Raw genomic sequence first — 22,820 nt, 5'->3', positions numbered from 1 at the left:
CTCCATGACCAGTCTGACTATCTTGACTATATGGGAGTGGTGATGCGGCGGCAACAGGGGAAGGGAGGGCTTTCAGAGCTCGGGTCCCTTGGCGATTTTTGGTCTGGAGCCGGTCACGCTGGCGAGGGCAAGCTCGGCCAAGGCTTGGCCGAGCTGCTTCTGGACGAGAGGCTATTCGGCTGACCCTATTCCGGAGACGACCCCGCAATGCTCTGGTCATAGTCGACCAGCGATCCGGTCATGACGCCGGACTGCGGGCTGACCATGTAGCTGATCAGCCGCGCCAACTGGTCCGGCTTCACCAATTGCCCCATCGGCTGTGCGGCTTCGGCCTTTGCCAGCCAGTCGTCCGGCGCATCGTGCCATTTCTTCTGCACGATGTCCTCGCCCTCCGTGTCCATCCAGCCCGGCAGCACCGCATTGCAGCGGATGCGGTTGTGACGATAGGCGTTGGCGACGTTCTTGGTCAGCGTCATCAGCGCGCCCTTGCTGGTCGAATAGGGCGTCAGGAACGACTGGCCGGTATGCGCCGACATCGACAGCACGTTGACGATCGAGCCTGGTGCCTTCTTTTCCAGGAGATGCGCCACCACGCCTTGCATCAGGAAAAACGGGCCGCGCACATTGGTGTCGAAGATGGTGTCGAAAAGCTCCTCGGAGGTTTCGACCAGCGAACCGCGCGCCGATGTCGCGGCGGCGTTGACCAGGGCGTTGATGGTGCCGAAATGCGAGATCGCGGTGGCGACCGCCCGCTTGCAGTCGGCCACTTTAGAGACGTCGGCGCTGATGAAGATCGCGTCGACGCCGGCTCTCCTGAAATGGGCGACGGCCTTGTCGCCCTTCTCCTGCGAACGGCCGATGAGCGCCAGTGCCCGGCAACCTTCCTCGGCCAGAGCTTCGGCGACGGCAAAGCCGATCCCCTGGGCGCCACCTGTGACGATGGCGCGCGTCTTCGAATTGCGATCGGCGGATGTGCTCATCGCTCGGCTCCCTGTACCCTAGTTTCCGGTTCTTACTTGTCGAGACGGACGGTCTTGCCGGTCGTTGCTGATTTCAGCGCCGCGTCGGCCAGCTTCAGCGCCACCAGCCCATCCGCACCGCTCGGCGACGCTTTCTTGCCCGAGGTCGCGGCCGTGATGAACGCGGCGATCTCAATGGCGTAGGCGTCGAGATAGCGGGTCATGAAGAAGTCGTGCAGCGGCGGGCGGGTATAGCCCTTCTCGTTGGCCAGTTCGATCGACACCGGGCGCTGGTTCTCGGCCGCGACCATGCCTTTCGAGCCATGCACCTCGATGCGCTGGTCGTAGCCATAGGTGGCGCGGCGCGAGTTGGAGATGACCGCCTGCTTGCCGGAAGCGGTTTCCAGGATGACGCTGACGCTATCGAAATCGCCGGCAGCACCGATCTTCTTGTCGACCAGCACCGAGGCATGGGCGCTGACCGCCACGACCTCTTCGCCGAGCAGGAAGCGCGCCATGTCGAAATCATGGATGGTCATGTCGCGAAAAATGCCGCCCGAACGCTTGATGTAGTCGATCGGTGGCGCGCCGGGATCGCGCGAGGTGATGGTGACCATCTCGACGGTGCCGATGGCGCCGTCGTCAATCGCCTTGCGTACGGCGGCGAAATGCGGATCGAAGCGGCGGTTGAAGCCGACCATCAGCGTCGCCTTGGTCTTCTCGACCACGGCCAGGCACTTCTCGACGCGCTTGACGTTGAGGTCGATCGGCTTCTCGCAGAAGATCGCCTTGCCGGCCTTGGCGAAGCGCTCGATCAGATCGGCATGGGTGTCGGTCGGCGTGCAGATGACGACGGCGTCGATATCACCGGCTTTCTCGATATCCTCGATGCTGCGCACCTCGGCGCCATAGGCGCTCGCCAGCTCTTTGGCGGCCTTCTCGAACGCATCGGCAACGGCAACCAGTTTGGCCTGCGGGTTGGAGCCGACGGCGCGGGCGTGGACCTTGCCGATGCGGCCGGCACCGAGGAGAGCGAAGCGAACGGTCATGGGTATTTCCTCTAGGGGATGGGTTTGAGAGAGTTGTGTCCGCACCTTCCCTGAGGAAGGGGGCAAGATTACTTCACGCACGCATACCTTAAAACAGGGTGATCATCCTGTTTTAGGCCGCGAGTTCCGCCTCTCCGGTCTTGGCGCCGGTGATGTAGGAGACGATGTCGTTTCCGTCGGTGTTCTCCTTGCGCAGATTGGCGACGATGCGGCCGCGCCGGAACACGACGATACGGTCGCAGAGATCGAACACCTGGCGCATATTGTGGCTGATCAGGATCAGCGGCTCGCCATTGTCCTTGAGCGTACGGACGATGTTTTCGACCTGCGCGGTCTCCTGCACGCCAAGGGCAGCCGTTGGCTCGTCCATGATGATCAGCTTGGAGGCGAAAGTCGCCGTCCGGGCGATCGCCACGCACTGACGCTGGCCGCCCGACATGTGGCGGATGGTGTTGGACAGATTGGGGATCTTCACCGCCGTGCGGACGAGCGCCGCCTCGGTCGCCTTGCGCATGTATTTGCGGTCCAGGATCGAGAACGGGCCGAGGTTGAACAACACCTTCTCGCGGCCGAGGAACAGGTTCGAAGGCACGTCGAGATCGTCGGCCAGCGCCAGGTTCTGGAACACGGTCTCGATGCCCGCCGTGCGGGCTTCGATCGGCCCGGCAAAATTCACCTCCTTGCCGTCGAACCAGATCTGGCCGCTGGTGCGTTGCTCGACGCCGGTGATCTGGCGCACGAAGGTCGATTTGCCGGCGCCGTTGTCGCCCATGATGGCGACATGCTCGCCCTTGCGCAGTTCGAAATTCGCGCCTTCCAGCGCGTGCACGCCGCCATAGCGCTTGGTCAGGTTTTCAGTCTTCAGGACGATGTCTGACATGGTCATGCCCTCATTGCCCGCAGGCGTTGGCGCCACTGGTCGAGAACCACCGCACCGACGATGATCACGCCCTTGACCATCTCCTGGTAGTAGGCGTCGAGGCGCAGGAAGGTGAAGCCGGAGATGATGACGCCGAAGATCAGCGAGCCGATCACCGTGCCGATGATCGAGCCGCGGCCGCCCGACAGGGAGACGCCGCCGATGACCGCCATGGCGATGGCGTCGAGCTCGTACATCACGCCCATGCCGGACTGCGCGGTCAGGTTCTTGGAGCTCAGCACCACGGCGGCGAGCGCGGCGAGAATGCCGGCGATGACGTAGACCAGGATCTTGTGGTTGGCGATCTTGATGCCGGACATGCGCGCGGCGTCCTCGTTGGAGCCGATCGCGTAACAGTGCTTGCCGTACCTGGTGTAGGTCATGATCAGCTGGAACAGGATGGCCAGCGACAGGAAGATGACGACGGGCATCAGGCCTTTGCCGATGCCGGCGAAACTCTCGGTGGGAAACGAGATCGGCTGGCCCTTGGACCACCATTTGGCGATGCCGCGCGCGGTCACCATCATGCCGAGCGTGGCGATGAACGGCGGAATGCGCGTGTAGGCGATCAGCGCGCCATTGACCAGGCCGGCGAACAGGCCGCAGGCGATCGCCACCAGCAGCGGCACGATGACAGGCAGGTCGGTCCAGCCTTGCGCCAGGAACATCGCCTTGGGATTGGGGTTGCCGTTGACCGTCGCCACCTGGGCGAAGCTCATGGCGATCATGGCGGTCGCGCCGACGATCGAGCCCGAGGACAGGTCGATGCCGCCGGTGATGATCACTTGCGTCACACCGATGGCGATGATGCCGACGATCGACACCTGCAGGATGATGATCTGCAGGCGCGCTTCGTTGAAGATGCCGCCGACGTCGCTGCGTGTGTTGAACAGGAAGCTGTCGCCGAGAAAAATGCGGCCGATCAGTTCGAAGATGACGACGAGAATGACCAGTGCCAGGAAAACATTGAACTCGGCCGGCCATGTGCGCTTCTTCGCATCAAAACCGACGCCGCCCACGCCATGAGATGTCTGTGCCACGTATTCTGTCCTCCATCAGCCGCGGTCGCCCTCGCGCCTGCGGCGCTGAGGGAGAGAGGGGAGCGGCGCTGTCTTGGTCGAGAGCGCCGCTCCGTATCGAACCGTTGGCGGCTCAGTTCTTCTTCAGGAACTTGTCGATGTTGGCTGGCGTCACCAGCTGGAAGGGCACGTAGACCTTGTGCTCGACCTTTTCGCCCTTGGAGAGCTTGAGCGCCGCATCGAGAGCGCCGGCGCCCTGGCCGGCGGCGTCCTGGAACACGGTTACGTCGAGGTCGCCCGCCTGCATGGCCGCCAGCGCGTCCTGGGTGGCATCGACGCCGCCGACGACAACCGCCTTCATGTCGATGTTGCCGGCCTTCATCGCCTGGATGGCGCCGATGGCGCTTTCGTCATTGTTGGCGATGACGCCGTCGAACGGCTTGCCGGTCGACAGCCAGTTGGTCATCAGGTTCTGCGCCTCGTCGCGGTTCCAGTTCGACGTCTGCTTGTCGATGATCTTGATGAAGCTGCACTCCGGCGTCGCGATCACGTCGTCGATGTCCTTGGTGCGCTGCACGGCGGCCTGGTTGGAAAGCTCGCCCATGATCACATAGACATTGGCTTCCTTCTTGCCGGCTTCCTTGAACAGGCGGCAGACTTCCTTGGTCTCGAGCGTGCCGGAATCGGCTTCGTTCGAGGCGACGAAGGCCTGGTTGTCGGGCAGCGTGTCGACATTGACCGGCTCGCGGTTGACATAGACCAGCGGGATCTTGGCTGCGGCGGCTGCGTCCGACATCGCCTGCGTGGCCGAAGTGTCGACCGGGTTGACGATGATGGCATCGACGCCCGAGGCGGCGAAGTTCTTGATCTGGTCAAGCTGCTTGGCAACGTCGTTCTGCGCGTCCTCGACCTGCAGCTCGACGCCGCTCATGCCCTTGGCCTGCTCGATCATGCCGTTGCGCAGCACGGTCAGGAAGTTGTCGTCGAACTTGGCCATCGACACGCCAACCTTGGCGGCCAGGGCGGATGAGCTCATCAGCGCCGCGAAGGCGACGCCCAAAATCAATTTCTTCATTGTGTTTCTCCTCCACATATTGGTGTCCGGTTTCACCGATTTATCCGGAATCCCCGATCTCCCCGGGGAATCTCTCCCTGATGTCTCTTCTGTTCCGGGTGACGCCTGCCTCCTGGCTGGAACGTCAAACCCTCCGTTTGAAACAGATATTACGGAACGAAAGAACCAAAATACACAGATGATGAAATATTTATTCCATTTCACATCGGGGCGTCAAGGGCGATTCCGCGGCCTGCGGGCCGATTTACGCCTCGCTCTGATGGATTCTATCATTTGCCTCGGCGGCCTTGCGCGGCGGCGGGCTAGATGTTTTCCGGCAGATAGATGTCGAAGGGCAGGAAGGTCTGGCCCGGAGCGTTGGCGGCGCCGGTCTCGATGGCATGCGCCATCAGGTCGACAAGCTCACGGCACAAAGCGGCGAGCGGGGTCGAGATCACCATGGTGAGGATGTTGTCGGCGAGTGCCGCGCGTGATTCGGCGTTGATCTCGTTGCAGACGACCACCGGCATGGTCGCGGGCTTCGCTGCCCGCAGCGCCGAGACCGCGCCTTCCATGCCGCCGCCGGCGACGTAGCAGCCGGCAAGATCCGGATAACGCGCCAGAAGATCGATCATCGCGTCATGGGTCACCTGGTTGGCTTCCAGATTGACCAGCGTTTCAAGCACGCTGAACTCCGGCGCGTGCTCGCGGAAGAAGGAGCGAAAGCCGATCTCGCGCAGCTCATGGCCGTGGAAGCGGTGGCTGCCGACGAAGAGGGCGACCTTGCCGGGCCGCTTGGCTGCCTTGGAGATCATCCATGCGGCGGTGCGCCCGACCTTGCGGTTGTCGAGGCCGATATAGCCTTCCCGGATGCCGGCGGCAAAGTCGGACAGCACGGAAAAGACCGGCTGCCCTCTCGCCTTCAAGGTTTCCACGACCGCTGTCAGGGTCGGATGGTCCGGACCGACAACGGCGATGGCCCTCGATTTCGCCGCCAGCCTGCGCATCTGGGAGGCGATCTCGTCGGGAGCCAGGGAGCTGGCGAAATCGATGGTCGCAACGCCACGGAAGCGTTGCGATTGCGAGATGGCCAGTTCGAGTTCCCGCGCGAAGTCGCCGTAAAAGGCATCATTGCCCCGCAGCAGCAGGAAGCCCAGCCGGTACTCCGGCAATTCCTGGCGCATGCGCTGCTTGATAAGGCCGGCGGCGTGATAGCCGATATCGGTAGCGGTCTCGTAGACGCGGCGCGCTGTCTCTTCGCGCACCGGCAGCCGGTTGTTCAGCACGCGGTCGACGGTGGCGACACTGACGCCCGAGATGCGCGCCAGATCTGATATTGTCGGCCGCTTCACCATGCTTGCCTCGTCGGGTTTGCTTGAGCCTTCGTACATCATCCTGATGGGAAATGATAGAAACTATCTTTGTGATGTTGAGTCCATCATCGGTCGGCGTTACTTTGATGCTCGAAGCCAAAGGATTTCATGGCATTCGCTCTGGCGGATGCCTTTGCCGAGGGAGGCAATCATGTCCACTGCGCCGTCCCGGCGTGACTACAGCCTGATCGGCCGCGATGCCAAGCTCGCCGTCGAGACCGGCCTGTCGGCGGCCGAGTGGTATCACACCGAGGTACCGCGCAAGCAGATGAAGGAGCTGATGCAGCGCTCCGACGGGCCGGCGATCCGCGATACGGCAATCTGGTTCGCCGCGCTGATCGTCAGCGGCGCCGGCGGCGCCTGGTTCTGGGGCACATGGTGGTGCGTGCCGTTCTTCTTCGTCTATGGCGTGCTCTACGGCTCCTCGACGGATTCACGCTGGCACGAATGCGGCCACGGCACCGCCTTCCGGACGCAGTGGATGAACGATGCCGTCTATCAGATCGCCTGCTTCATGATCATGCGCAATCCGGTGACCTGGCGCTGGAGCCACACGCGCCACCACACCGACACCGTCATCGTGGGCCGCGATCCGGAAATCTCGGTCATGCGGCCGCCTGATCTGGTTCGCGCCATGCTGGGCTTCGTCGGTGTGCTCGATGCCTGGCATGCGATGTCAGACATGCTGCGCAACGCCGCCGGCACCGTCAGCGCCGCCGAAAAGGCCTTCATTCCCGAACAGGAACAGCCCAAGGCGATCCGCGTCGCCCGCATCTGGACGGCGATCTATGCCGCCACCGTCGGGCTGGCGCTCTACACCGGTTCGTTCCTGCCGCTGATGCTGGTCGGCCTGCCCAGGCTCTACGGCGCCTGGCACCATGTCATGGTCGGGCTGCTGCAGCATGGCGGCCTAGCCGACAATGTCACCGACCACAGACTGAACAGCCGCACCGTCTACATGAACCCGATCAGCCGCTTCATCTACTGGAACATGAACTACCATGTCGAGCATCACATGTTCCCGATGGTGCCCTATCATGCGCTGCCGAGGCTGCACGAACTGATCAAGCACGACCTGCCGGAACCGACACCGTCGATCCTGGCCGGCTATCGCGAGATGATCCCTGTCTTCCTGCGCCAGCTGCGCAACGAGGACTATTTCCTCAAGCGCGAGCTGCCGCCGACCGCACGGCCATATCGCGAAGAATTCCACAACGACACTATCGCCGCCGCGGCGGAATGATCGTGCTTCCATCTGGTTTAGAGTGTTTATTTTAACGCAATTCCGGGCGGAAAACCGCTGCGCACTTTTCCTGGATTTGCTTTGGGGAGGACTTGAATGAGCGACTGGGTCGAGGCCTGCGCCACCGGCGACATAGACGAGGAGGATGTGATGCGCTTCGACCATGGCGGCCGCACCTTCGCCATCTATCGCAGCCCCGACGACGAGTTCTTCGCCACCGACGGCCTCTGCACGCATGAAAAGGTGCACCTGGCCGACGGGCTGGTGATGGACGACATCATCGAATGTCCCAAGCACAATGGCCGCTTCAACTACAAGACAGGGGATGCCCGCGGCGCGCCGGTCTGCGTCAATCTGAAGACCTATCCGGTCAAGGTTGATGCCGGCAAAGTCCTGATCCAGATCGGATGACTGACATGGCGCGGGGAATGGTCATCATCGGCGCCGGCGAATGCGGCGGGCGGGCGGCATTGGCGCTGCGCGACCTCGATTATCAGGGGCCGGTGACGCTGGTCGGCGATGAGCCGCATCTGCCCTATGAGCGCCCGCCGCTGTCCAAGGAGGCGATGGCCAGCGATGCGCCAGAGATCAAGGCGATCGCCAGCGACGCCATTCTGGCCGAGAAATCGATCCGGCATATCCATTCCGTCCAGGCCGTGGCGATCGATCCGGCGGCGCATGCGGTGCGCCTGTCGGACGGATCGGTCCTGCCTTACGACAAGCTCCTGCTGGCAACGGGTTCGATGCCGCGCAAGCTGCCGATGCCCGGCCTTGGCGCGCACTGCGTCTATCTCAGGACCTTCGCCGACGCGCTCGCCATTCGCGCGCATCTTACCCCCGGCAACCGTATCGCCATCATCGGCGGCGGTTTCATCGGCCTCGAACTCGCCGCCGCGGCACGCAAGCTAGGCGCTGCGGTCACCGTTATCGAGGCGCAGCCGCGCATCCTGATGCGCGGCGTGCCGGCGGAGATCGCCGAAATCATCCATGACGCGCATGTCGCCGAGGGCGTTGATACTCTGTGCGGGGATGGCATCGCGTCCATCGCCGACGACGGCAACAAGGTGCGCATAGCGCTTGCCGGCGGCCGGGAAATCGTCGCCGACCTCGCGATCATCGGCATCGGCGCCGTGCCGGTGACCGGGCTTGCGGCCGAAGCCGGCCTGGCGATCGACAACGGCATTGCAGTCGATGCCGAGCTGCGCAGCAGCGATCCCGACATCTTTGCCGCCGGCGATTGCTGCTCGTTTCCGCTCGCCGTCTATGGCGGCCGCCGCGTCCGGCTGGAAGCCTGGCGCAACGCCCAGGAACAGGGCGCGCTGGCGGCCAGGAACATGCTCGGCGCCGGCGAGGCGCATGCGTCGGTGCCGTGGTTCTGGTCGGATCAATATGGTCTGTCCCTGCAGATCGCCGGGCTCGCCGACGAAGGCAGCAGCACCGTGCGCCGCGACCTCGGCGACGGCGCTTTCATCCTCTTCCATCTGGCCCAAGACGGCAGGCTGGTGGCCGCCAGCGGCATCGGCCCCGGCAACGCGGTCGCCCGCGATATCAGGCTGGCCGAAATACTGATCGGCAAGCACGCGAAACCGGCGCCGGAAGCGCTGGGATCACAGGCGGTCAAGCTGAAGTCGCTGCTGGCGGCTTGAGCCGTCACGCCAATTGCCGACGTCTGCGCCGCCCCTCATCTGCCTGCCGGCATCTTCTCCCCGTATAGTGACGGGGAGAAGGGCGCTATCATCGCCGGTTTCGCCAATCACCAGCATCGCAAGAAGGGCGCCGAGGTTGCGGCCAGCCCCTTTCTCCCCGTCACTATACGGGGAGAAATGTCCGGCAGGACAATGAGGGGCGGCGCAGGCGTCGGCAAATTAACGTCAGCGCGCCTGAACCCCAGCCTAAAACAGCGCCTTCAGCTCCGCCAATTTGTCATTCACCAGCCAGCCATAGTAATTCTCTTCCGGCAGCTTTTCCGGCTCGCCGGCGGCGCGGCGCCTGTCGTTCTCCGCCTTCAGCGCGTCGGCGCGCTGCTCCGGATTGCCGACATTGTAGAGCGTGGCCGTGACCCCCGGATTGCCCGAAATGTCGAAGCCGGCAATGCTTTTATAGGCATCGATCGATTTCCGGATCGTCGCGGCGACGTAGGGCAGCGTCAGGTCGGGATCCATGATGGTCTTGTAGACCGAATTGGGATCGCCGACGTCGAGCTTCGGCAGGCCGGAAACCTTGTGCACCAGATCGCTCATCTGCAGGGCGGTCAGCGGGTTGAGCTGGCCGAGGCCGAAGGTCTGGCCGGCATAATAGGGCTGGAAGAAGGTGGCACCGAAGCGGTCGTCGGGAAAGTTCGTCCCGCCGACGCTCTTGCCGCGAAACGAACGGTTCCACACCTGTTCGCGGCATTCCCACAGATCGTAGCTGTCGGACATTGGGGCGCATTTCTTGAATTCCGGCCGCTGCACGAAATCGGTGATGTCCTCGCCGTCATAGGCGAAGGAAAGCTTGCTGGAGAGATAGGAGATCGCCTTGACGTAGTAGGTCTGCAGCCGGTCATAGGCATCGACATTGTAGGTGTGCTCGCCGACGATGGCGCCGACGATGTGCAGGGGATCAATGCCGTAGGTGGCTGCTGCCTTTTTGATCTTGCCGCGCAATTCGGCGTCGTTCTGCAGCAGGGCGTAGACCTTGCGGTACTTTGCCTGGAAGCTGGTGTTGGTCGCCTGCGTTCGCCGGCTGGAGGCACCCGGAATGTCGGGCTGCACGGCATTGCGATTTCCCGGCGGCACCAATGTCGCTGCCTCGGCGGCGAACAGCGTCGCCGCCAGCGTCAAGCCGAGAATGACCAGGATCAATTTTTTCATGCACCCGCCGCCCAAGCAATTCCAGGAAAAGTGTGAAACGGTTTCCCGGAATTGCGTCAACCAAGAGATCGAGAATTGCCGCGCAAACTAGGTAAAGCTCTTGGTCGAGTCGAGAGCGCCCCTTCACCCGGCACTACGAAAGGTGGCCAGATGGTACCATCTGGCCACACATGATTTTGCTTGCCGGAAAATGTTGCCTGGACCGGCGCCGGAACGTTCCGGCGCCGTCGTTTAAAGGATGAACCGCGACAGGTCGGTATTCCTGGACAGGTCGCCGACATGCTTCTCCACATAGGCGGCATCGATGGTGACTGATGTGCCGTTGCGGTCGGGCGCATCGTAGGAGATTTCGTCCAGCACCCGCTCCATCACCGTCTGCAACCGCCTTGCGCCGATGTTCTCGACGCTGGCGTTGAGGTCGACGGCGATGCCGGCCAGCGAATCGATAGCGTCGACGGTGAAGGTCAGCTCGACGCCCTCGGTCTTCATCAGAGCGATATACTGCTTGATCAGGCTCGCCTCGGTCTCGGTCAGGATGCGGACGAAATCGTCCTTCTCCAGCGCCCGCAATTCGACGCGGATCGGCAGGCGGCCCTGCAGCTCCGGCAAAAGGTCGGACGGCTTGGAGACGTGGAAGGCGCCGGAAGCGATGAACAGGATATGATCCGTCTTCAACGGCCCGTATTTGGTCGCCACCGTGGTGCCCTCGACCAGCGGCAGCAGGTCGCGCTGCACGCCTTCGCGGGACGGACCGCCCGAAATGTCGGATCTCGCCGCTATCTTGTCGATCTCGTCGAGGAAGACGATGCCGTCATTCTCCGCGGCATCGAGCGCCCGGCGCACGACTTCGTCCTGATCGAGCAGCTTGTCGGACTCGTCATTGACCAGCAGGTCGTAGGACTCCTTGACCGTCGTCTTGCGCATCTTGGTCTTCTTGCCGCCCATCGCCTTCGACAGCATGTCGTTGATGTTGAGCACACCGATATTGGCGCCCGGCATGCCGGGGATTTCGAAGCCGGGCATGCCGCCATTGCCGGTGTCGGCAACCTCGACCTCGATCTCCTTGTCGTCGAGCTCGCCGTCGCGCAGCTTCTTGCGGAAACTATCGCGGGTGGCCGGGCTCGCCGTCTTGCCGACCAGCGCTTCCAGCACGCGTTCCTCGGCGTTGACGTGGGCGCGCGCCTTGACGTCTTCGCGCATCTTCTCGCGCACCAGGCCGATGGCGATCTCGACCAGATCGCGGATGATCTGCTCGACATCGCGGCCGACATAGCCGACCTCGGTGAACTTGGTCGCCTCGACCTTGACGAAAGGCGCACCGGCGAGCCGCGCCAGGCGGCGCGAGATTTCGGTCTTGCCGACGCCGGTTGGCCCGATCATCAGGATGTTCTTCGGCATCACCTCTTCGCGCATCTGGCCTTCCAGCTGCTGGCGGCGCCAGCGGTTGCGCAAGGCGATGGCCACGGCGCGCTTGGCGTCCTTCTGGCCGATGATGAAACGGTCGAGTTCCGAAACGATTTCGCGGGGAGAAAATGTGCTCATATCACTAGATTCCACTTTGCCACTGCTTGATGGCCTCGAACGGATGCAGCAGCATGATCACGTTGAGTGTCAGATTGTCCCGGATGAGATAGCCGGTACCGAGTTCGAAGATGATGGCGAGGCTGACGATCACCCATATAGGTAGCCTTCGCGCCATCACAAATCCCAGCACCATGGCCAGAGTGTCCGACACCGAATTGATGATGCTGTCGCCGTAATAGTCGAGCGAGATGGTGCCGGCGCGGTAGCGCTCGATGATGAATGGGCTGTTTTCGAGCAGCTCCCAACCGCCTTCGATGAAGACGGCGAACGCCAGTCTCAAGCCGATCGGCGAACGCGGGAACAGGAATCTTGCCAGCGCATAGAACAGGAAGCCATGGATGATGTGTGAAAACGTATACCAGTCCGAAATGTGCTGGGAATTCTCCGAACTCTGCACGACGCCTTGCCAGAGCTTGACGTAGCCGCAGGTGCAGATCGGCGTTCGCCCCATGCCGTAGAGCGCCCCGGCCTGGAAGATGACCAGGGCAAGCACCAGCAGAAGCCCCATTCGCCAGCTGTCTTCATAGGCCGAATAGCTGTTCTCCGCGGTCGGTGTCGTCATCGGTTCATTCCCCCTCGTTTCGCGTCGCCGTGTCGATCATCACAAAGCCTTGTCACGCCTTCAGCGGCGGTAGCCGGCGGATCACGGCCGCCGGCAAGGTGGGTTTGACCACAAACCGCCGGATACGCTGCCAGCCAGCCCCGAACAGAATGATCAGCGCGCCAACAACGACCAGGATCAAGGCAAAAGGCGGGATGCCCGTCGAATCGGAGGCGGAATTCACCAGATAATAGATGCCCAGCGAGCCGAAGTAAGCCAATGTCGGAACCAGAAGCGAACGGCGGTCGATGGCAAGCGCGACATAGAGGAAGCCAAGGATCAGTATCGTCAGCATGATGGTTGCATTGGCATCCGGCGCGATATGTCCGAATACGACGTTCTGGCCGGTTGCCATGATGAAGAGCGGATGCACCAGCATAGGCGCCGAGACGACATGCAGCCAGAAAGCGCAATCGGACCAGATCTTGCGTCGATCCCTATCGTAAATGTCAAAAGCTACACCCGTTGCGAACACGATCAGGCCGCAGATCAGCGGCATGTAAAGTGCCGCGCGGAGCAATTCGGGAACATCCTCCATACGCGGTGGCGCAATCGCACCCGCTGTCACGCTGTCATACAGGATTATCGCCGTTTGCAGGAAGGCAAGCAGTGTAAAAGCGATGGCGATAGCCCCGGCAATGATGGGGACGCGAAAACGCCAGAAATAGATCGCCGCCGCGATTATTCCTCCGCCCAGGAACAGATATCCGGCCTGGGACGCCGTCTGGCGCAACGCCAATAGCTGCCAGATAGTCTCCGGCTTGCGTATGCCGAAGCTGGCCTCCACCTGTAGCGCCAGAGCGGCCAGAATGGCGGCCATGAAAATCAGGGCAAGCACGGACGACGATAATTTCATCCGGTGCTGACGCGTGACGATTTCGGCGAGCCCCCAGGCGAAAACCGCGAGGATGCCTGCGATCCAGAATGTCTGACCTGGAAGCAAGGTGGTCAGGACAAAGAAGAAGCCGGCGCTGAGCAGAACGGTTCCCACGGTGACGAACAGATCGTTGCCGCCGCCTACCAGCCGCAGGTTTTCCTCGTCACCCTCGTCATCGGCGCGCCTGGCCTCGGGGGCGAGAGCGACCGCACGTTCCATGGCCTCCAACTGATCGCGCAGGGTCTGCGAGATCAAACCTTTCGCGACTGCCTTGTCGAGGGTTTCGGCGCTGATCAATTGGGCTCCTGCGTCGCGTCGCGCGCCATCATCAAGGCCGGCCCGTACTCCGATGTTCTGGTGTCAAAGGCAACAAAGCCAGCCTTTTCATAGGCACGGATCGCCCTGACATTGGCGGGATCCGGATCGATGATGACGCGCGGAACACCTTCCTCGAAAAGCTGTTCGACGAACTGGCGCACGATTGCCGAGCCATGGCCGCGCCCGAGCAACTCCGGCACGCCGATCGACACGTCTATGCCGAGCGTGCCGAACGGCTGGTCGGCATAGGGATGGTCGTCTTCCAGATGCGGGTCGTAGCTCTGCAGATAGGCGATCGGCTTGCCGTCGAGCTCGACGATCAGCGGCTCGACCGAAATCGAGTCGATGTGCTCGCGAATGCCGGCGATTTCCGTCTCCGGATCGTCCCACCACTCTGCAACATGCGGCTCGGCGAGCCAGCCGGCGATCATCGGCAGGTCTTTTTCCGTCACCGGCCGAAAGTCGTAGCTATCTTCTTGTTCGGCCATGATCTCTGGACGAACGGAACCGTTCGTCCGAGAAAACCGGTTTCCACTTTTCGGGGTCATGGCCGGCCTTTTCAGCCGACCTCGAGCGTTTCGACGACGAAATTGTTGTTGGTGTAGACGCAGATGTCGGATGCGATCTGCATCGCCTTGCGGGCGATCTCCTCGGCATCCTTGTCGCTGTCCATCAGCGCGCGGGCCGCGGCCAGCGCGTAGTTGCCGCCCGAACCGATGGCCATGACGCCGAATTCGGGTTCGAGCACGTCGCCGGTGCCGGTCAGCGCCAGCGATACCGACTTGTCGGCCACCAGCATCATCGCCTCGAGCCGGCGCAGATAGCGGTCGGTGCGCCAGTCCTTGGCTAGTTCGACGCAGGCGCGCGTCAGCTGGTCTGGATATTGTTCGAGCTTGGCTTCGAGCCGCTCCAGCAGCGTGAAGGCGTCGGCGGTGGCGCCGGCGAACCCGGCGATCACATTGCCGCCCTTGCCGATGCGGCGCACCTTCTTGGCGTTGCCCTTCATGATGGTCTGGCCAAGGCTGACCTGGCCGTCGCCGGCGATCACCACCTTGTTGCCCTTGCGCACCGTCACGATGGTCGTGGCGTGCATGGTCAGATTATCGGACATTTTCTGGCTCCGAGCAGCGCCATCCCGATAAGGCGATCGGCGCGGTACGAGTGACTTGATCGGCCATATGTATGCATGGGACCGATGATTGCAAACCGCTGGATAGCGGCCGGGTTCGCAACTGGCAATCGCCGGATCATGCTGCTAGAAGGCTTTCGTTTTCAAGCCTGCGAGGGCTTGAACCTCTGAGCCGGTCACGATGTGAACCTCTGGACAAGGATAGAGTGATGCCGCCCCGCGCCGCCGAAGTCAGCCGCAAGACCAAGGAAACCGAGATTGCCGTCTCGGCCCATGTCGACGGCACCGGAAAATCGGACATTTCGACGGGCGTCGGCTTCTTTGACCATATGCTGGACCAACTGGCGCGCCATTCCCTGATCGACATGACGGTCAGGGCCAAAGGCGACCTGCATATCGACGATCATCACACCGTCGAGGACACCGGCATCGCGCTTGGCCAGGCGCTGGCCAAGGCACTGGGCGAGCGGCGCGGCATCATGCGCTATGCCTCGATCGACCTTGCCATGGACGAGACGCTGACGCGCGCTGCGATCGACGTGTCCGGCCGTCCCTTCCTGGTCTGGAACGTTTCCTTCTCGTCGCCGAAGATCGGTACTTTCGACACCGAGCTGGTGCGCGAATTCTTCCAGGCGCTGGCGCAGAATGCCGGCATCACGCTGCATGTCACCAATCACTATGGCGCCAACAACCATCACATCGCCGAGACCTGCTTCAAGGCGGTGGCGCGCGCGCTGCGCGCGGCTCTCGAACGCGATCCGCGCCAGCCGGATGCGGTTCCCTCCACCAAGGGATCGTTGAAGGGATAAGGCCATGGCCACCTATGTCGTGATGGAACCGCCAGGCCGCAGCGAGAGGGCCGATGCCACGGCCTTTGTCCGCGATGGCTTCACCTGGCTGGGCCTCCTGGTGCCGCCGCTATGGTTCGCCTGGCATCGGCTGTGGATCGAGGCAGCGCTTGCCTTCGTCGTCATGGGCCTGCTTTCGATGCTGGGCCAGAAGCTCGGCCTTGGTCTGACCGGCTCGCTGCTGTCACTGTTGGTTTCGCTCTATGTCGGACTGGAAGGGCAAGGCCTGCGCATCGCGGCACTTCGCCGGCGCGGTTGGCACGAATGGGGCGCGGTCGAAGCCGGTTGGCTCGACGACGCCGACACACGCTATGCGCTGGAAGCGGAAGCGCTTGCCGATGAGGTTGTGCCGGCGCCGCGTATGGTCCCCGATGCTGCCCTCGCGCGGCCAGCGCAGCCGGGCATGGCGCTGGGGCTGACCCACATTCCGGGAAGAAGCTGACATGCGGGTTGCGATCATCGACTACGGCTCGGGCAATTTGCGCTCGGCCACCAAGGCTTTCGAGCGCGCCGCGCGCGAAGCCGGCATATCGGCCGATATCGACCTGACCGCAGATGCCGAGCGGGTGCGCACGGCCGATCGCATCGTCCTGCCCGGCGTCGGCGCCTATGCCGACTGCGCCTCCGGCCTGCAGGCCGTCGAAGGCATGTGGGAAGCCGTCGAGGAGGTTGCGATCGTCAAGGGCCGGCCGTTCCTCGGCATCTGCGTCGGCATGCAGCTGATGTCGCAGCGCGGCCTCGAAAAGACGATTACCAAGGGCTTCGGCTGGATATCGGGCGACGTGAAGGAGATCATGCCTTCCGATCCGGCGCTGAAGATCCCGCAGATCGGCTGGAACACGATCGAGCTCAAGCGCCAGCATCCGCTGTTTGCCGGCATACCGACTGGCGCAAGCGGGCTGCATGCCTATTTCGTGCATTCCTATCATCTCGATGCGGGCAAGGCGGACGAGGTTCTGGCGGTTGCCGACTATGGCGGCCCGGTGACGGCGGCCGTCGCCCGCGACAATCTTGTCGGCACGCAGTTCCACCCGGAAAAGAGCCAGGCGCTCGGCCTCGCGCTGATCACTAATTTCCTGCGCTGGAGGCCCTAGAGCATGATTCCGAAAAGTGGACCCCGGTTTCTCGGACAAACGGTTCCCGTTTGTCCGGAGATCATGCTCGAGCAGAGGGATAGACCATGAGCAAGAAGGGCTACTGGATGGCGATGGTCGAGGTGACCGATCCGGAAAATTATCCGCTATACATTGCCGCCAACAAAGCGGCTTTCGACAAATATGGCGCAAAGTTCCTGACCCGCGGCGGTCAGTCGTCGAGCCCGGAAGGGCCATCGGGCAATCGCCATGTCATCATCGAGTTCGAGAGCTATGCGGTCGCACTCGCCTGCTTCCATTCGCCTGAATACCAGGTGGCGCTGAAATTCCGACGCCTCTATTCGACATCCCATTTCGCCATTGTGGAAGGCGCCTGAACGGATGATCCTTTTCCCGGCGATAGATCTCAAGGACGGCCAGTGCGTGCGCCTCAGGCATGGCGACATGGCGACCGCGACCATCTACAACGATGATCCTGCCGCGCAGGCGCGGGCCTTCGAGCAACAGGGTTTCGAATGGCTGCATGTCGTCGACCTCAACGGCGCCTTCCAGGGCCAGAGCGTCAACAGTGCGGCGGTCGGCGCCATCCTCAAGGCAACGAAGAACCCGGTGCAGCTCGGCGGCGGCATCCGCACGCTGGCGCAGATCGAGGACTGGCTCGATCGCGGCCTGGCCCGGGTCATCCTCGGCACGGTGGCGGTGCGTGACCCGGACCTTGTCAAACAGGCCTGCAAGGCGTTTCCGGGCAAGGTCGCCGTCGGCATCGACGCCAAGGGCGGCAAGGTCGCCGTCGAGGGCTGGGCCGAGGCGTCGAGCCTCGGCGTCATCGAACTGGCGAGGAAGTTCGAGGGCGCCGGCGTCGCTGCCATCATCTACACCGACATCGACCGCGACGGCGTTTTGACCGGCATCAACTGGGACGCCACCATCGACCTCGCCGATGCCGTGTCGATCCCGGTCATCGCGTCGGGCGGCCTCGCCTCGATCGCCGACATCGTGCGCATGACCATGCCCGATGCGCAAAAGCTCGAAGGCGCGATCTCCGGCCGCGCGCTCTATGACGGCCGCATCGAACCGGCCGAGGCCCTGGCGATCCTGCAGGGCAGGGCGGAGACGCGGACGTGAAAATCTCCATTATCCTGGCCTCCTATGACAGCGGCCACTACCATGGCGGCATGGGCCAGGGGCCGGACGCGCTGGTCTCGGGCGGGCTCGTCGACGCCCTGACGATGGCTGGCCACGATGTGATGGTCGAGGATATCGGCAAGGTTGGAGATGCCCAGGAGCGTGAAATCGCCACCGGCTTTGCCGTCTGCAACGCGGTTGCGAGCGAGGTTCGCCTTGCCCGCGACGCCGGTCGGTTTCCCATCGTCCTTGCCGGAAACTGCCTGACCAGCGCCGGCGCGGTCGCCGGCGAAGACGCCGATGCGATCATCTGGGCCGACCAGCATGGCGACCTCAACACGCCCGAGACATCCACATATGGCTTTCTCGACGGCATGGCGCTGGCGACCGTGCTCGGCCTGTGCTGGCGGCCGATGGCGTCGGCCATTCCGGGCTTCAAGCCGATCGATCCGTCACGCTGCGTGCTCGTCAACGCGCGCGATCTCGATCCGGCGGAAAAACAGCTTCTCGAGACATTGCCGATCGTGCGGACGGAATGCTCCGGGGTGGCCCAGGCGGCCGAAAGACTGATGGTCGCCGGCGCCAGACGCGTGCACATGCATCTCGATATGGACGTGCACGATCCCCGGGAGCTGCAGGCCAACCGCTATATCACTTCGGGCGGGCCGAGCCCGGAACAGTTGCGCGATGCCACGTGCGCCATGGCGCTGGCGGTGCCGATCGTCGGCATCACCGTCTCCGCCTACGACCCGGCCTTCGACGCCCAGGCCGATGTTCCGCCGCTGGTCGGCCAGTTGCTGAACGATCTCATCGCCACGATAGAGGGTCGCTGATGCTGAAAGCCCGTGTCATCCCCTGTCTCGACGTCAAGAGCGGCCGTGTCGTCAAGGGCGTCAACTTCGTCGATCTCGTCGACGCCGGCGATCCGGTCGAGGCGGCCAAGGCCTATGACGCGGCCGGCGCCGACGAACTCTGCTTCCTCGACATCACGGCTTCGTCGGACAATCGAGAGACCATCTTCGACGTCATCGCACGCACCGCCGAACAATGTTTCATGCCGCTGACCGTTGGCGGCGGCGTGCGCCAGGTGGCCGATATCAGGAAGCTGCTCTTGGCCGGCGCCGACAAGGTGTCGATCAACACGGCCGCGGTGAAGAACCCGGATTTCGTCGCCGAGGCCGCTGACAAGTTCGGCAACCAGTGCATCGTCGTCGCCATCGACGCCAAGAAGGTGTCGGGCACCAGTGAGACCGACCGCTGGGAGATCTTCACCCATGGCGGCCGCGAAAAGACCGGCATCGATGCGGTCGAGTTCGCCCGGAAAATGGTCGATCGCGGCGCCGGCGAGATCCTGCTGACCTCGATGGATCGGGACGGCACCAAGGCCGGCTACGACATCGCGCTGACCCGCGCGATATCAGACGCCGTGCGTGCGCCGGTGATCGCCTCCGGCGGCGTCGGCACGCTCGACCACATGGTCGAAGGCATTCGCGACGGCCATGCCGGCGCGGTGCTGGCGGCGTCCATCTTCCATTTCGGCACCTACACGATAGCGCAGGCCAAGGCGCATATGGCCGCCGCGGGGCTGCCGATGCGGCTGGACTCTGTGAATAATCGGCCCTAAAGCATGATCCCGAAAAGTGGGAACCGGTTTTCGGAAAAGATCATGCTTAAACAAGCAGATAGATGACGCCATGACCGAGTTTTCGCTTTCCGATCTGGAAAAAATCATTGGGGAACGCGCCCATTCCGGAGATCCGGATTCGTGGACGGCAAAATTGTTCGCGCGCGGCATCGACAAGGCGGCGCAGAAGCTCGGCGAGGAGGCGGTCGAGACCGTGATTGCCGCCGTCAGGGGCGACAAACCGGCCATCGTTTCAGAAAGCGCCGATCTTATATATCATTGGCTCGTCGTTCTCGGCCTCTCCGGGGTACCGCTGAGCGACGTGCTTAGGGAACTCGAAGGCCGCACCCGGCGTTCGGGCATCGCCGAGAAGGCGTCACGGCCCAAGGGCTGACCGCGAGGAAGGGCAGGTATCTCGATGGATCAGCTCGCGCCAACCGAGAAATATTCCCCCTTTCGTTTCTTCTCCGCCGATCAATGGTCGCAATTCCGCGCCGATACCCCGCTGACGCTGAGCGCGGACGAATTCCGCCGCCTGCGCTCGCTCAACGATCCGGTCGATCTCGAAGAGGTCACGCGCATCTATCTGTCGCTGTCGCGGCTGTTGTCGGCGCATGTCGAAGCGAGCCAGCTGCTGTTTCGGCAACGCCAGGCCTTTTTCAACGCGGTCGACGTGGTCAAGACACCGTTCATCATCGGCATTGCCGGTTCGGTCGCCGTCGGCAAATCGACCACCGCACGCGTGCTGAAGGAACTGCTGGCGCGCTGGCCGTCGAGCCCCAAGGTCGATCTCATCACCACCGACGGCTTCCTGCTGCCCAACGAGGTCCTGCGCCGCGAGAACCTGATGGAGCGCAAGGGTTTCCCCGACAGCTACGATGTGGGCGCGCTGCTGCGCTTCCTGTCGGGCATCAAGTCGGCGCTGCCCGATGTCCGCGCGCCTGTCTATTCGCACCTGACTTATGACGTCATTCCCGGCGAGTTTGTCACCATCGACCGGCCCGACATATTGATCTTCGAGGGCATCAATGTCCTGCAGCCCGGCAAGCTGCCGCAGGACGGCAAGATCGTCCCTTTCCTGTCGGACTTCTTCGACTTCGCCATCTACATCGATGCCGACGAGAAGCTGATCCACAACTGGTATATTTCCCGCTTCATGCGGCTGCGTGAGACCGCCTTCCGCAATCCGGACTCCTTCTTTCACCGCTATTCGCAGCTGTCGGAGAGTTCGGCGCGCGCCATCGCCGAAGGCCTGTGGACCAACATCAATTTGAAGAATCTGCGCGAGAACATCCTGCCGACGCGGGCCCGCGCCGACTTGATCCTGCGCAAGGGCGCCGACCACCTGATCGAGGAAGTGGCGCTCAGGAAGCTGTGACGGCCGGCTCCGTCACCCGCCGCAGTGTCAGATTGATCCGCCCGCCGTTTTTCAGCAGCGCCGAGGTCGAGGGATAGATACGATCGACGCCGTGAAAGCACAGCCGCCCCTCGCCGCCGAGCACCACGACGTCACCGCTTTGCAGCCTGAACGACTTGGTGGCGCCATCACGCGTAGTCTGGCCGACTCGGAACAGGCAGTCGTCGCCGAGCGAGACGGAGACGACCGGCGCCGAAAGATCGGTCTCGTCGCGGTCCTGATGCAGGCCCATTTTTGCGTCCGGCGTGTAGAAATTGATGAGGCATGCTTCCGGCGGGTGCGAATAGCCCGAGACCTCGCGCCACAGGTCGAGCAGCGCATCCGGAATTGGCGGCCAAGGCGCCCCGGTTACCGGATGCGCCGGCTGGTAACGATAGCCGTGCTCCTTGTCGGTGACCCAGCCGAGCGGCCCGCAATTGGTCATACGCACGCTCATCTCCTTGCCGGTGCGCGGCATGGCCGGCACGAACAGCGGCGCCTGCTGCACGATCCGTCTCACCTCGTCGACCAGCTCTTCCTGCGCGCTGCGCGACAGGTAGGCCGGCATGTGGCGGACGCCTTTGGGCAGGACGAGCACGGATTCGATTACCTCTTGGATGGTTCGGAACCGTAAAAGGTCACGATCAAATGAAAACGGCGACCCGAAAGCCGCCGCTCTTGTCGAATTGGCAGCCGCCGATCAGGCGAGGTCGGGAATGCGCAGCACCTGGCCCGGATAGATCTTGTCGGGATGGGTCAGCATCGGCTTGTTGGCCTGGAATATGACCGTGTTCTTGACGCCTTGGCCCTTGCCGTAGCTTTTCTCGGCGATCTTCCAGAGATTGTCGCCCTTCTTCACGGTGTAGAAGGTGGGCTCCTTGGCGGGGGCGGCGGCCGTGCCAGGTGCTGGCGCGACCTGCAATTCGTCGGCCTGCACTTTGGAGACGCCGAGCGTGTTGCCGACGGCGATGACCGCCTTCTCGAAGATCGACTGGTCCTTGACCACACCCTTCAGCACCGCCGTGTCGCCCGTGACGACGACCTCGACGCCATCGGTGCCGAGCTTGTGCGAATCGAGCTCCTTCTTGAGTGTGTCGGCCGTGGGTGCGGCTTCGTCGTCACCGCCGATGCCCAGTTTCTTGCCGACGCTCTTGACGAAATCGAACATGCCCATCCTTGGTCTCCCTTGCTAATGGCAATGGTTGAACTTTGCATCTGCGGTCCAAAATGGGAAGTCGTTTTGCGCGTGATTGGTGTGGTGCTTAATCGTTCTCCACCCGGCCGCGCAGCTTCTTGATCGTGCCGCGCCCGGCCTTGCTCTTCAGCCGCCGTTCCACGGCACCCTTTGACGGCCGTGTCTTCTTGCGCGGCGGCGGTGGCGGTTCGGCGGCCTTGGCGACCAATGCCGTCAGCCGTGCCCGCGCATCGGCTCGGTTCTGTTCCTGGGTGCGGAAGCGGCCTGCCTCGATGACGATGACACCGTCCTTGGTGGCACGCTGGCCGGCAAGCTTGATCGTCCGCTCGCGCACGCGCTCCGACAGACCCGTTGCGTTGGCCGCGTCGAAGCGCAGTTGCACCGCCGTCGCCACCTTGTTGACGTTCTGGCCGCCGGGACCGGACGAGCGGATGAAATCCTCGTGCAGGTCGCCCGGATGGATCACCGCATCGCCTGATATGATGATGTTGTCGTCGCTCGCCATGCCGCAGTCATGGCGCGGCGGATCGAAAAAGAAAAGGCCCGATCGAACCGGGCCTT

27 protein-coding genes are annotated in these 22,820 nt (G+C 62.9%); 12 read left to right on the top strand and 15 right to left on the bottom strand.

Annotated elements, in window-relative coordinates; translation table 11 throughout:
- Positions 1–185: 185 nt before the first annotated feature.
- The 6 genes from EJ079_RS05310 to EJ079_RS05285 all read right to left on the bottom strand — a co-directional run bounded on the left by EJ079_RS05310 (position 186) and on the right by EJ079_RS05285 (position 6,355).
- The gene (locus tag EJ079_RS05310) at positions 186–980 is read right to left on the bottom strand and encodes an SDR family oxidoreductase (RefSeq protein WP_127382806.1); all 795 of its coding nucleotides are present in this window, start codon (positions 978–980) and stop codon (positions 186–188) included.
- A 32-nt stretch (positions 981–1,012) separates the two neighbouring features.
- On the bottom strand, positions 1,013–2,008 hold the full coding sequence (iolG, locus tag EJ079_RS05305) for an inositol 2-dehydrogenase (RefSeq protein WP_027039991.1): 996 nt from the start codon (positions 2,006–2,008) through the stop codon (positions 1,013–1,015).
- A gap of 112 nt (positions 2,009–2,120) precedes the next feature.
- Positions 2,121–2,888, bottom strand: coding sequence for an ATP-binding cassette domain-containing protein (locus tag EJ079_RS05300; RefSeq protein WP_023810655.1), 768 nt, complete (start codon positions 2,886–2,888; stop codon positions 2,121–2,123).
- A gap of 2 nt (positions 2,889–2,890) precedes the next feature.
- Positions 2,891–3,967: an ABC transporter permease gene (locus EJ079_RS05295; RefSeq protein WP_127808286.1), complete on the bottom strand. Its 1,077-nt coding sequence runs from the start codon at positions 3,965–3,967 to the stop codon at positions 2,891–2,893.
- A 112-nt stretch (positions 3,968–4,079) separates the two neighbouring features.
- On the bottom strand, positions 4,080–5,021 hold the full coding sequence (locus EJ079_RS05290) for a sugar ABC transporter substrate-binding protein (RefSeq protein ID WP_127808285.1): 942 nt from the start codon (positions 5,019–5,021) through the stop codon (positions 4,080–4,082).
- Positions 5,022–5,323: 302 nt separating this feature from the next.
- Entirely contained in the window at positions 5,324–6,355 is a 1,032-nt protein-coding gene (locus EJ079_RS05285) for a LacI family DNA-binding transcriptional regulator (RefSeq protein WP_023810652.1), read from the bottom strand.
- 169 nt (positions 6,356–6,524) lie between these two features.
- Between EJ079_RS05285 and EJ079_RS05280 the strand changes: the two genes are divergently transcribed.
- From EJ079_RS05280 to EJ079_RS05270, 3 genes are all read left to right on the top strand, one after another.
- Positions 6,525–7,616, top strand: coding sequence for a fatty acid desaturase family protein (locus tag EJ079_RS05280; protein ID WP_127808284.1), 1,092 nt, complete (start codon positions 6,525–6,527; stop codon positions 7,614–7,616).
- A 96-nt stretch (positions 7,617–7,712) separates the two neighbouring features.
- The gene (locus EJ079_RS05275; protein WP_027161041.1) at positions 7,713–8,027 is read left to right on the top strand and encodes a MocE family 2Fe-2S type ferredoxin; all 315 of its coding nucleotides are present in this window, start codon (positions 7,713–7,715) and stop codon (positions 8,025–8,027) included.
- Positions 8,024–9,262: an FAD-dependent oxidoreductase gene (locus tag EJ079_RS05270; protein ID WP_164873732.1), complete on the top strand. Its 1,239-nt coding sequence runs from the start codon at positions 8,024–8,026 to the stop codon at positions 9,260–9,262. Before EJ079_RS05275 ends, EJ079_RS05270 begins: the two co-directional genes overlap by 4 nt.
- 246 nt (positions 9,263–9,508) lie before the next feature.
- Here EJ079_RS05270 and EJ079_RS05260 read toward each other — a convergent pair whose 3' ends face one another.
- From EJ079_RS05260 to hslV, 6 genes are all read right to left on the bottom strand, one after another.
- Positions 9,509–10,468 (bottom strand): DUF1402 family protein, encoded by a 960-nt coding sequence (locus tag EJ079_RS05260; RefSeq protein ID WP_127808283.1) that lies wholly within the window; start codon positions 10,466–10,468, stop codon positions 9,509–9,511.
- A gap of 231 nt (positions 10,469–10,699) precedes the next feature.
- Complete coding sequence (gene hslU, locus EJ079_RS05255) at positions 10,700–12,010, bottom strand: ATP-dependent protease ATPase subunit HslU (RefSeq protein ID WP_127808282.1); 1,311 nt, start codon at positions 12,008–12,010, stop codon at positions 10,700–10,702.
- A 4-nt stretch (positions 12,011–12,014) separates the two neighbouring features.
- Positions 12,015–12,560, bottom strand: coding sequence for a DUF2585 domain-containing protein (locus EJ079_RS05250; RefSeq protein WP_245469262.1), 546 nt, complete (start codon positions 12,558–12,560; stop codon positions 12,015–12,017).
- A gap of 106 nt (positions 12,561–12,666) precedes the next feature.
- Positions 12,667–13,827: a hypothetical protein gene (locus EJ079_RS05245; RefSeq protein ID WP_164873731.1), complete on the bottom strand. Its 1,161-nt coding sequence runs from the start codon at positions 13,825–13,827 to the stop codon at positions 12,667–12,669.
- On the bottom strand, positions 13,824–14,336 hold the full coding sequence (locus EJ079_RS05240; RefSeq protein ID WP_127270633.1) for a GNAT family N-acetyltransferase: 513 nt from the start codon (positions 14,334–14,336) through the stop codon (positions 13,824–13,826). The genes EJ079_RS05245 and EJ079_RS05240 overlap by 4 nt, the downstream gene beginning before the upstream one ends.
- A 71-nt stretch (positions 14,337–14,407) precedes the next feature.
- Complete coding sequence (hslV, locus tag EJ079_RS05235; protein WP_127266874.1) at positions 14,408–14,959, bottom strand: ATP-dependent protease subunit HslV; 552 nt, start codon at positions 14,957–14,959, stop codon at positions 14,408–14,410.
- Between the two features lie 227 nt (positions 14,960–15,186).
- Here hslV and hisB point away from each other — a divergent pair, with 227 nt between their 5' ends.
- From hisB to coaA, 9 genes are all read left to right on the top strand, one after another.
- Positions 15,187–15,786: an imidazoleglycerol-phosphate dehydratase HisB gene (hisB, locus tag EJ079_RS05230; protein ID WP_127808280.1), complete on the top strand. Its 600-nt coding sequence runs from the start codon at positions 15,187–15,189 to the stop codon at positions 15,784–15,786.
- Between the two features lie 4 nt (positions 15,787–15,790).
- Complete coding sequence (locus tag EJ079_RS05225; protein ID WP_127808279.1) at positions 15,791–16,267, top strand: DUF2628 domain-containing protein; 477 nt, start codon at positions 15,791–15,793, stop codon at positions 16,265–16,267.
- Between the two features lies 1 nt (position 16,268).
- Complete coding sequence (gene hisH, locus EJ079_RS05220; protein WP_127320231.1) at positions 16,269–16,919, top strand: imidazole glycerol phosphate synthase subunit HisH; 651 nt, start codon at positions 16,269–16,271, stop codon at positions 16,917–16,919.
- A gap of 86 nt (positions 16,920–17,005) precedes the next feature.
- Entirely contained in the window at positions 17,006–17,296 is a 291-nt protein-coding gene (locus EJ079_RS05215; protein WP_127380294.1) for a DUF1330 domain-containing protein, read from the top strand.
- A gap of 4 nt (positions 17,297–17,300) precedes the next feature.
- A complete protein-coding gene (gene hisA, locus EJ079_RS05210) occupies positions 17,301–18,044 on the top strand; it encodes a 1-(5-phosphoribosyl)-5-[(5-phosphoribosylamino)methylideneamino]imidazole-4-carboxamide isomerase (protein ID WP_127808278.1) in 744 nt (247 codons plus the stop codon).
- Positions 18,041–18,877 (top strand): arginase family protein, encoded by an 837-nt coding sequence (locus EJ079_RS05205; protein ID WP_127808277.1) that lies wholly within the window; start codon positions 18,041–18,043, stop codon positions 18,875–18,877. Before hisA ends, EJ079_RS05205 begins: the two co-directional genes overlap by 4 nt.
- The gene (gene hisF / locus EJ079_RS05200; protein WP_164873921.1) at positions 18,874–19,668 is read left to right on the top strand and encodes an imidazole glycerol phosphate synthase subunit HisF; all 795 of its coding nucleotides are present in this window, start codon (positions 18,874–18,876) and stop codon (positions 19,666–19,668) included. Before EJ079_RS05205 ends, hisF begins: the two co-directional genes overlap by 4 nt.
- A gap of 70 nt (positions 19,669–19,738) precedes the next feature.
- Positions 19,739–20,062, top strand: a complete 324-nt coding sequence (locus EJ079_RS05195) for a phosphoribosyl-ATP diphosphatase (RefSeq protein WP_127398493.1) — start codon at positions 19,739–19,741, stop codon at positions 20,060–20,062.
- A gap of 24 nt (positions 20,063–20,086) precedes the next feature.
- Complete coding sequence (coaA, locus tag EJ079_RS05190) at positions 20,087–21,046, top strand: type I pantothenate kinase (RefSeq protein WP_127320239.1); 960 nt, start codon at positions 20,087–20,089, stop codon at positions 21,044–21,046.
- On the opposite strand, the gene EJ079_RS05185 is transcribed toward coaA, so the two are convergent.
- The 3 genes from EJ079_RS05185 to arfB form a co-directional block, all read right to left on the bottom strand.
- On the bottom strand, positions 21,033–21,662 hold the full coding sequence (locus EJ079_RS05185; RefSeq protein ID WP_127808275.1) for an alpha-ketoglutarate-dependent dioxygenase AlkB: 630 nt from the start codon (positions 21,660–21,662) through the stop codon (positions 21,033–21,035). The two genes, coaA and EJ079_RS05185, sit on opposite strands and share 14 nt — an antisense overlap.
- Before the next feature lie 102 nt (positions 21,663–21,764).
- Positions 21,765–22,238 carry a peptidoglycan-binding protein LysM gene (gene lysM, locus EJ079_RS05180; RefSeq protein ID WP_127808274.1) on the bottom strand — a complete coding sequence of 158 codons (474 nt, stop codon included), beginning with the start codon at positions 22,236–22,238 and terminating at the stop codon, positions 21,765–21,767.
- Positions 22,239–22,326: 88 nt separating this feature from the next.
- Entirely contained in the window at positions 22,327–22,764 is a 438-nt protein-coding gene (gene arfB / locus EJ079_RS05175) for an alternative ribosome rescue aminoacyl-tRNA hydrolase ArfB (protein ID WP_023810634.1), read from the bottom strand.
- Positions 22,765–22,820: the final 56 nt, after the last annotated feature.

This window comes from Mesorhizobium sp. M7A.F.Ce.TU.012.03.2.1 (genome assembly GCF_004006095.1).
In the GTDB taxonomy this organism is placed as follows: Bacteria; Pseudomonadota; Alphaproteobacteria; order Rhizobiales; family Rhizobiaceae; genus Mesorhizobium.
This window is presented reverse-complemented; position numbering and strand designations above follow the sequence as displayed.